This window comes from Curtobacterium sp. UCD-KPL2560 (assembly GCF_001705035.1).
Lineage (GTDB): Bacteria > Actinomycetota > Actinomycetes > Actinomycetales > Microbacteriaceae > Curtobacterium.
Genome location: NZ_MCIG01000106.1, coordinates 1 through 7,701 on the forward strand (window position 1 = coordinate 1; position 7,701 = coordinate 7,701).

The window sequence follows — 7,701 nt, forward strand, 5'->3', positions numbered from 1 at the left end:
CCCTGGCGACCCGCTACGAGTCGCTGTGCGACCCGCGCCTGAACCACATGCAGTCGCTCGAGCTCGCGTTCCTCGTGGCCGAGGAGCTCGGCGCGCACCCGTACGTGCGCGCGTGGGGCGCGACCACACGACGGACGGGAGGCGCGGTGCCGGCTGGCACCGCGCCTCCCGTCCGTCATCGGGTCGCGTCGGGACTACGCGCGCACGTACGGGTGCGCGCCGAGCTCCTCGGCCACGAGGAACGCGAGCTCGAGCGACTGCATGTGGTTCAGGCGCGGGTCGCACAGCGACTCGTAGCGGGTCGCCAGGGTCGCCTCGTCGATCTGCTCCGAGCCGCCGAGGCACTCGGTGACGTCGTCACCCGTGAGCTCGACGTGCATGCCTCCCGGGTACGTGCCCACCTGTCGGTGCGCCTCGAAGAAGCCGAGGACCTCGTCCACGACGTCGTCGAACCGGCGGGTCTTGTAGCCCGTCGGGGTGGTCAGACCGTTGCCGTGCATCGGGTCGGTGACCCAGAGCGGGTTGGCGTCCATGCCCTTGATCGCCTCGAGCAGCTTCGGGAGCTCGTCACGGATCTTGCCGGCGCCCATGCGGGTGATGAACGTCAGGCGCCCGGGCTCGCGCTCGGGGTCGAGCTTCTCGACGAGGGCCTGCATGTCGGAGACCGAGGTGGTGGGGCCGAGCTTCACGCCGATCGGGTTCCGGACACGGGACAGGAAGTCGACGTGTGCGCCGTCCAGGTCGCGCGTGCGCTCCCCGATCCAGATGAAGTGGCCCGAGGTGTCGTACGCCTGGCCGGAGCGGGAGTCGATCCGGGTCATCGGGCGCTCGTAGTCCATGAGCAGACCCTCGTGCGAGGCGTAGAACTCGGTGTGCTTGAGCGCCTCAAAGTCGGCACCGCAGGCGTCCATGAAGCGGATCGCGCGGTCGATCTCCTTCGCCAGGTGCTCGTACCGGGCGTTGGCCGGGTTCGACGCGAAGCCCTTGTTCCAGGAGTGCACCTGGCGCAGGTCGGCGAACCCGCCCTGCGTGAAGGCGCGGACGAGGTTCAGGGTCGACGCGGCGGTGTGGTACCCCTGCACGAGGCGGCGCGGGTCGGCGCGGCGGCTCTCCGGCGTGAAGTCGTAGCCGTTGACGATGTCGCCGCGGTAGGCGGGCAGCGTGACGTCGCCGCGGGTCTCGAAGTCGCTCGACCGGGGCTTGGCGAACTGTCCCGCCATCCGGCCCATCTTGATGACCGGCATCGAGGCGCCGTACGTCAGCACGACCGCCATCTGCAGGATCGTCTTCACGCGGTCGCGGATCGAGTCGGCGGTGGCACCGGCGAAGGTCTCGGCGCAGTCGCCGCCCTGGAGCAGGAACGCCCGGCCCTGGGCCGCGGCGGCGAGCCGGTCGCGCAGCTTGTCGACCTCGCCCGCGAAGACGAGCGGCGGGAGCGTGGCGATCTCGGCCGAGGCAGCCTCGGCCTCGGCGGCGTCCGGCCACGTCGGCTGCTGCTTGATCGGCAGGGTGCGCCAGTGGTCGAGGCCCTCGATGACGTCCGGATCGTGCAGGGCGACGGGGTCGAGCGTCTCGGGCAAGGCGGTACCTCGGAGTTCTGGGTTCCAGACCTGGTGGGACAGGTCGTCCGGCGGGTGCCGGGGTCCTCAGATCCTAGCGGGCGGCCGGACCCCGACGGGTCTGCATGACCTGTTCGCGTGCGGAGCTCGCGCGCTCCTTGACGCTCGTGGCGTAGACGTCGACGTACTCCTGGCGGCTCAGGCCGGCGAGCTCGTGCATGACCTCGTCGGTGACGCTGCGCAGGATGAAGCGGTCGGTCTCGAACCCCTCGAAGCGCGAGAAGTCGAGCGGCTTGCCGAACACGACGCCGACGCGCTTGGGCTTCGGGAACCGCTGCCCGATCTGCTGGACCTCGCGGGTGCCGATCATCGCGACCGGGACGACCGTGACGCGGCCCTCGAGGATCATCCGCGCGATGCCGGTGCGCCCGCGGTAGAGCTTGCCGTCGGGGCTGCGCGTGCCCTCGGGGTAGATGCCGAGCTGCTCACCCCGGGCGAGCACCTGGAGGCCGGTGTGCAGCGACGCCTCGGACGCCTTGCCGCCGGACCGGTCGATGGGCAGCTGACCGATGGCGTTGAAGAACGTCTTCGTGGCCCAGCCCTTGAGGCCGCGGCCGGTGAAGTAGTCGCTCTTCGCCAGGAACGAGATGCGCCGGTCGAGCACCGCGGGCAGGACCACCGAGTCGATGAACGAGATGTGGTTCGACGCGAAGATCACGGGCCCCTTCGCGGGGACGTGCTCGCGGCCGATCACCCACGGGCGGAAGAGGGTGAGGATGAGCGGGCCGAGCAGGAAGTTCTTCAGCAGCCAGTAGGTCATCATCGACTCCAGTTCGCGACGGACGTGCCGGTGGGACCCTACGCCGTGCGGGCGTGGATGCGGGCGAGGTCGGCGGCACCGACGACGCCGGCGTCGTTGACCAGCTCGGCGATGACGAAGTCGGGCTCCGGGTGGTACCCGCGGGCCGGGAGGTTCGCGAGGTACGCCTGCTTGATCGGCTCGAGCAGCCGGTCCCCCGCGCTCGCGACGCCGCCGCCGAACACGAAGAGCTGCGGGTCGAGCACGGCGGAGAGCGAGGCGCACGCCTCGCCCAGGTGCCGGCCGAGGCGGCGCAGGGCAGCGAGGGCGCCCGGGTCGTCGGCGAGGATGAGGTCCCCGACGATGCCGCCGTCGAGCTGCCCGCCGTTCTGCTCGCGGGCGTCGGCGAGGGCCGAGCCGATGCCGCCGGCGTCGGCGACGTCGTTCGCCATGCGCTGCAGGGCACGACCGGAGCCGTACTGCTCGATGCAGCCGCGCGCACCGCAGCCGCAGGGCAGGCCGTTCGGCACGATCCGGAGGTGACCGATCTCGCCGCCGGTGCCGAATCCACCGCGGAACAGGCGGTCCTCGGTGACGATGGCCCCGCCGACACCGGTGCCGATCGTGAGCATGGTCATGTCCGACACGAGCCGACCGGCGCCGAAGCGGAACTCCGCCCAGCCCGCCGCGTTGGCGTCGTTGTCGACCGTGATGTGCAGGTCGCCGAGCCGCTCCTGCAGCTTCTGCCGCAGGGGCTCGTTCCGCCACCGGATGTTGGGCGTGTAGTAGACGATCGACTGCGAGGCGTCGATGAAGCCCGGCGCCGCGACGCCGACCGCTCCCACGTCGTGGGCGGCGCGGAGACGCGTGACCATCGTCACGACGTCGTCCAGCATGGCGTCCGGGTCAGCCGCGTTGGTGGCGACGCGGTCCTCGGCGAGGATCTCGCCGAGCTCCGTGACGACCGCTCCCGCGATCTTGGTGCCCCCGATGTCGATTCCGATGGCATGCACGAGCACCGAGCCTACCGCCTCCCTGCACCCGACCGGGACGGCGGCGGACCGGGCCGCCGGGCTCCACGGCGACCACCCGCCCGGTTCGCACCGGATCCCCGGCTGCTCGCCATATGCTGATCGGGACACCTCGTCGCTGAGGCGTCCTCGAATCGAACCGGCCGACAAGGGAGTCAACCGTGAACGATCAGCGGCAGCCCGCACCCACCTCCGCACCCGACCACGGGTCAGCGGCCCGCCTGCTCTCGGAGCGGGCCCGACGCACGCCCGACCGGCACATCCTGGCCGAGCGCCACGGCGACACCTGGACGCCGATCACCGCGTCGGACGTGCTCGCACGCGTGCGCGGCATCGCCAAGGGCTTCGTGGCCGCCGGCCTGCAGCCCGGGTCGCACGTCGCGATCCTGTCCCGCACGCGGCTGGAGTGGACCCTCGTCGACTTCGCGGTGTGGACCGCCGGCCTCGTGTCGGTCCCGGTCTACGAGACGAGTTCGCCCGACCAGGTGCGCTGGATCCTGTCCGACTCCGAGACCGTCGCGATCGTGGTCGAGCAGGAGGAGCACGCGCGCCGGGTCGCCTCGATCGCGCCGGACCTGCCGCACCTCGGCCAGCACTGGACGATCGACGGCGGCGGACTCGACGACCTCGTGCGGCTCGGCGAGACCGTCACCGACGCCGAGCTCGACGCCCGCACCGCCGACGTGCACGGGCACGACGACGCGACGATCATCTACACGTCGGGCACCACCGGGCGGCCCAAGGGCTGCGTCCTGCGGCACGACAACTTCACCGCGACGGTCGAGGGCGCCACCGAGGCCATGCCCGAGGTCGTCGCCGAGGGCTCGTCGACGCTGCTGTTCATCCCCCTGGCGCACGTCTTCGCGCGCTTCATCGCGGTGATGTCGGTGCACACCGGGGTCCTCGTCGGCCACGAACCGGACACGCGCGACCTCATGCAGGCGGTGTCGACGTTCCGCCCGACGTTCCTGCTGGCGGTCCCGCGCGTGTTCGAGAAGATCTACAACTCGGCCGAGCAGAAGGCCGACCTCGGCGGCAAGGGCAAGGTCTTCCGCGCGGCCGCTGCGGTCGCGGTCGCGCACTCCGAGGCGGTGGCCGCCGGCCGCGTGCCGTTCGGCCTCCGCGCCCGCTACGCGCTGTTCGACAAGCTCGTCTTCTCGAAGCTCCGCGCGGCGATCGGCGGACGGGTCGAGTACGCGATCAGTGGTTCCGCGCCGCTCTCCCCGCGGCTGTCGCACTTCTTCCGGTCGATCGGCGTGAACATCCTCGAGGGCTACGGACTGACGGAGACCACCGCGCCCGCCACGGTCAACCGTGCCGCCGAACTCCGGATCGGCACCGTCGGACGGGCCCTGCCGGGCGTCGAGGTGCGGATCGCCGACGACGGCGAGATCCTCATCCGCGGCGTCGACGTCTTCGACCGGTACTGGCACAACGAGGAGGCCACCGCGAAGGCGTTCGCCGACGGCTGGTTCCGCACCGGCGACCTCGGACGACTCGACGCCGACGGCGTGCTCACGGTCACGGGTCGGGCCAAGGAGCTCATCGTCACCGCGAGCGGCAAGAACGTCGCCCCCGCCCCGCTCGAGGACGGCATCCGCGAGCACCCGCTGGTCGGCCAGGTGGTCGTGGTCGGCGAGGGCAAGCCGTTCGTCGCCGCCCTCGTCACCCTCGACCGGGAGATGCTGCCCGGCTGGTGCCGCTCGCGCGGCATCGACCCCGTGCTCACCGCGCGCGAGGCCGCGTACGACGAGCGTGTCCACCAGGCCGTGCAGGAGGCGATCGACGCCGCGAACCAGCGCGTGTCGCGCGCCGAGTCGGTCCGGTCGTTCACCGTGGTGGACACCGAGCTCACCGAGGCGTCCGGGCACCTCACGCCCAAGCTGACGATCAAGCGCGCGGTCGTGATGAAGGACTTCGCCGCGGAGGTCGAGCACATCTACTCGGGGTCTGCGGTGCAGACCACCGCGACGCCGGTCGTGACCTCGCGGCGGCGACGCGGCTGACGGCCCGTCAGGGCCGGGGCGACCGCCTGGAGGCCCGGTGCCGGTCCGKCGGGCCGGCACCGGGCCTCCAGGCCGTCACCAGCACGACCGGCGGCCGGTCCCGGGACCGGCACCGGGTCGCGCGGGCGGTCCCGCGGACGACCGGCGGCCGATCCCGGGCCGGCACCGGGTCGTGCGGTCGGTCAGGCGGACGACCGGCGGCCGGTCCCGGGACCGGCACCGCGCCTCCCGGCCTGCGCCCGGACGGGCCTCCGGACGGCAGCGGACCCGGTGCCGCTCGTGGGAGGGGCACCGGGTCCGGTCCGTGCTGGGCTGTCCGCGGGGCACGACCCGCGCGGGGTCAGCGCTGCGGCTCCTGCGACGCGTCGGCGACGTCGAGGACGGCGATCGAGGAGGTCGCCACCGGGGTGGGGTCGGGGCGACGGTTGGTGCGGGTGCGGTGCGAGCTGAGCTCGTCGTTCTGAACGGTCATGCGGGGTGTCCTGATGGGGGTGGGGTGACGCGTCGGTGGGTGCCGACGCGGACACCGTACCTCGCGTCGGGCCCCCCGTGGCAATCCCGCGAAGGGGTGTCACGGTTCCCCGCACGCGAACGTGCGGTGTCGGTGCGCCCTCGGCTCCGCCGGGTCACCGGCACGCGGTCAGTGGAACCAGTCCTGCGACCGGATGTCCCGCAGCGCCTGCCGTCGGAGCTCGGGGTCGAGCGTCATCACGTAGACCGTGCCGTCGAGGTGGTCGACCTCGTGCTGCAGCGCCTCCGCCATGAGGCCGTCGCCCTCGAGCACGACCGGCTGGCCGTCGACGTCGACGCCCTCCACGCGGGCGTGCGGGTGGCGCCGGGTCGGGTAGGCGAGGCCGGGCACCGACAGGCAGCCCTCGTCCATCAGCTCGGGCTCGCCGGACACGGCGACCACCTCGGGGTTCAGGACGTACCCCACCACGCCGTCGACGTTGTACGAGAACGCCCGGAGCCCGACGCCGATCTGCGGCGCCGCGACACCGGCCCGACCGGGCTCGCGCACGGTGTCGAGGAGGTCCTGGACGAGGTCGCGGATGCCCTGCGAGCCGAGCGCGGCCGGCGCGATCGGGTCGGCGGGCGAACGGAGGACGGGATCACCGAACAGGCGGATGGGACGGACGGTCACGTTGCTGCAGCACCACCAGGAGGTCGTCGACGGGCGCGCACGGCACCGTCGGGGTCGCGGGACGGCCGTCGGTACCGGTCGGCGGCCGCGTGTTCCTTCACCTCGACCACGCCCGGACGGACCGGTCCGTCGGTGGCCGTCGGGACCCGGTGCAGACCCTGCCGGACGGCGGCCGGGACGGCGATCCGCCCTCCGTCGCGCGACGGGGAACCTGCTGGACTCGACGACCCTCCCAGCGCGGGTTGAGGTGTCACAACCCTAGTGGCGGTAACGTGGCTCACCGTGCATGTACTCAGCGTGAGCTCCCTCAAGGGTGGTGTCGGCAAGACGACGGTGACGCTCGGCCTGACTTCGGCCGCGTTCGCCAGGGGACTGCGCACGCTGGTGGTGGACCTCGACCCGCAGTCCGACGTCTCGACCGGCCTCGACATCGACATCTCCGGCCACCTCAACGTCGCCGACGTCCTCGAGAACCCGAAGGAGAAGATCGTCCGTCAGGCGATCGCACCGTCGGGGTGGACGAAGGGCTCGCAGGGCAAGGTCGACGTCCTCGTGGGCTCCCCCTCGGCGATCAACTTCGACGGGCCGCACCCGTCGATCCGCGACATCTGGAAGCTCGAGGAGGCACTCGCCAACGTCGAGCAGGACTACGAGCTCGTCCTCATCGACTGCGCGCCGTCGCTCAACGCCCTCACGCGCACCGCGTGGGCCGCGTCCGACCGCGTGACCGTCGTGACCGAGCCGGGCCTGTTCTCCGTGGCCGCCGCCGACCGTGCCCTCCGCGCGATCGAGGAGATCCGCCGCGGTCTCTCCCCCCGCCTGCAGCCGCTCGGCATCATCGTGAACCGTGCCCGCGTGCAGTCGCTCGAGCACCAGTTCCGCATCAAGGAGCTGCGCGACATGTTCGGGCCGCTCGTGCTCTCCCCGCAGCTGCCGGAGCGCACGTCGCTGCAGCAGGCGCAGGGTGCCGCGAAGCCGCTGCACGTGTGGCCCGGCGAGTCGGCGCAGGAGATGGCGCGGAACTTCGACCAGCTGCTCGAGCGACTGCACGCGGGCACGGTTCACGATGATGCCGAGCGGCTGCAGGCGGGGGGAGAGACCGCGGCGGATCTCCTCGATCGCGCGGAGGGCACGGTCGGCGGCGGCCACGGAGAACAGGCCC

The 7,701-nt window shown here is 72.2% G+C and carries 6 protein-coding genes and 2 pseudogenes; 3 read left to right on the top strand and 5 right to left on the bottom strand.

Translation table 11 applies throughout. The features are described 5' to 3' along the window. Positions 1 to 95: pseudogene (locus BEP24_RS17220) on the top strand (3-deoxy-7-phosphoheptulonate synthase); the annotation flags it as partial. A 99-nt stretch (positions 96 to 194) separates the two neighbouring features. Here BEP24_RS17220 and BEP24_RS15310 read toward each other — a convergent pair. From BEP24_RS15310 to BEP24_RS15320, 3 genes are all read right to left on the bottom strand, one after another. Further along, positions 195 to 1,580, bottom strand: coding sequence for a class II 3-deoxy-7-phosphoheptulonate synthase (locus BEP24_RS15310; RefSeq protein ID WP_065964871.1), 1,386 nt, complete (start codon positions 1,578 to 1,580; stop codon positions 195 to 197). A 73-nt stretch (positions 1,581 to 1,653) separates the two neighbouring features. Further along, positions 1,654 to 2,379, bottom strand: coding sequence for a lysophospholipid acyltransferase family protein (locus BEP24_RS15315; RefSeq protein ID WP_065964873.1), 726 nt, complete (start codon positions 2,377 to 2,379; stop codon positions 1,654 to 1,656). A gap of 38 nt (positions 2,380 to 2,417) precedes the next feature. Next, positions 2,418 to 3,371 carry an ROK family protein gene (locus tag BEP24_RS15320; protein WP_065964879.1) on the bottom strand — a complete coding sequence of 318 codons (954 nt, stop codon included), beginning with the start codon at positions 3,369 to 3,371 and terminating at the stop codon, positions 2,418 to 2,420. Between the two features lie 179 nt (positions 3,372 to 3,550). On the opposite strand from BEP24_RS15320, the gene BEP24_RS15325 reads away from it, so the two are divergent. Then, entirely contained in the window at positions 3,551 to 5,395 is a 1,845-nt protein-coding gene (locus tag BEP24_RS15325) for a long-chain fatty acid--CoA ligase (RefSeq protein WP_065964875.1), read from the top strand. 340 nt (positions 5,396 to 5,735) lie between these two features. On the opposite strand, the gene BEP24_RS18155 is transcribed toward BEP24_RS15325, so the two are convergent. Next, positions 5,736 to 5,867: a hypothetical protein gene (locus BEP24_RS18155; protein WP_290439187.1), complete on the bottom strand. Its 132-nt coding sequence runs from the start codon at positions 5,865 to 5,867 to the stop codon at positions 5,736 to 5,738. A 168-nt stretch (positions 5,868 to 6,035) separates the two neighbouring features. After that, positions 6,036 to 6,539 (bottom strand): peptide deformylase, encoded by a 504-nt coding sequence (locus tag BEP24_RS15330; RefSeq protein WP_065964877.1) that lies wholly within the window; start codon positions 6,537 to 6,539, stop codon positions 6,036 to 6,038. A 282-nt stretch (positions 6,540 to 6,821) separates the two neighbouring features. Here BEP24_RS15330 and BEP24_RS15335 point away from each other — a divergent pair. Then, a pseudogene (locus BEP24_RS15335) lies at positions 6,822 to 7,583 on the top strand (ParA family protein); the annotation flags it as partial. Positions 7,584 to 7,701 lie beyond the last annotated feature (118 nt).

What these genes read in the sequence shown, in the direction of transcription:
- BEP24_RS15315 (WP_065964873.1), bottom strand. Translation starts at nt 2,379, where the DNA reads ATGACCTACTGGCTGCTGAAGAACTTCCTGCTCGGCCCGCTCATCCTC.
- BEP24_RS18155 (WP_290439187.1), bottom strand. Translation starts at nt 5,867, where the DNA reads ATGACCGTTCAGAACGACGAGCTCAGCTCGCACCGCACCCGCACCAAC.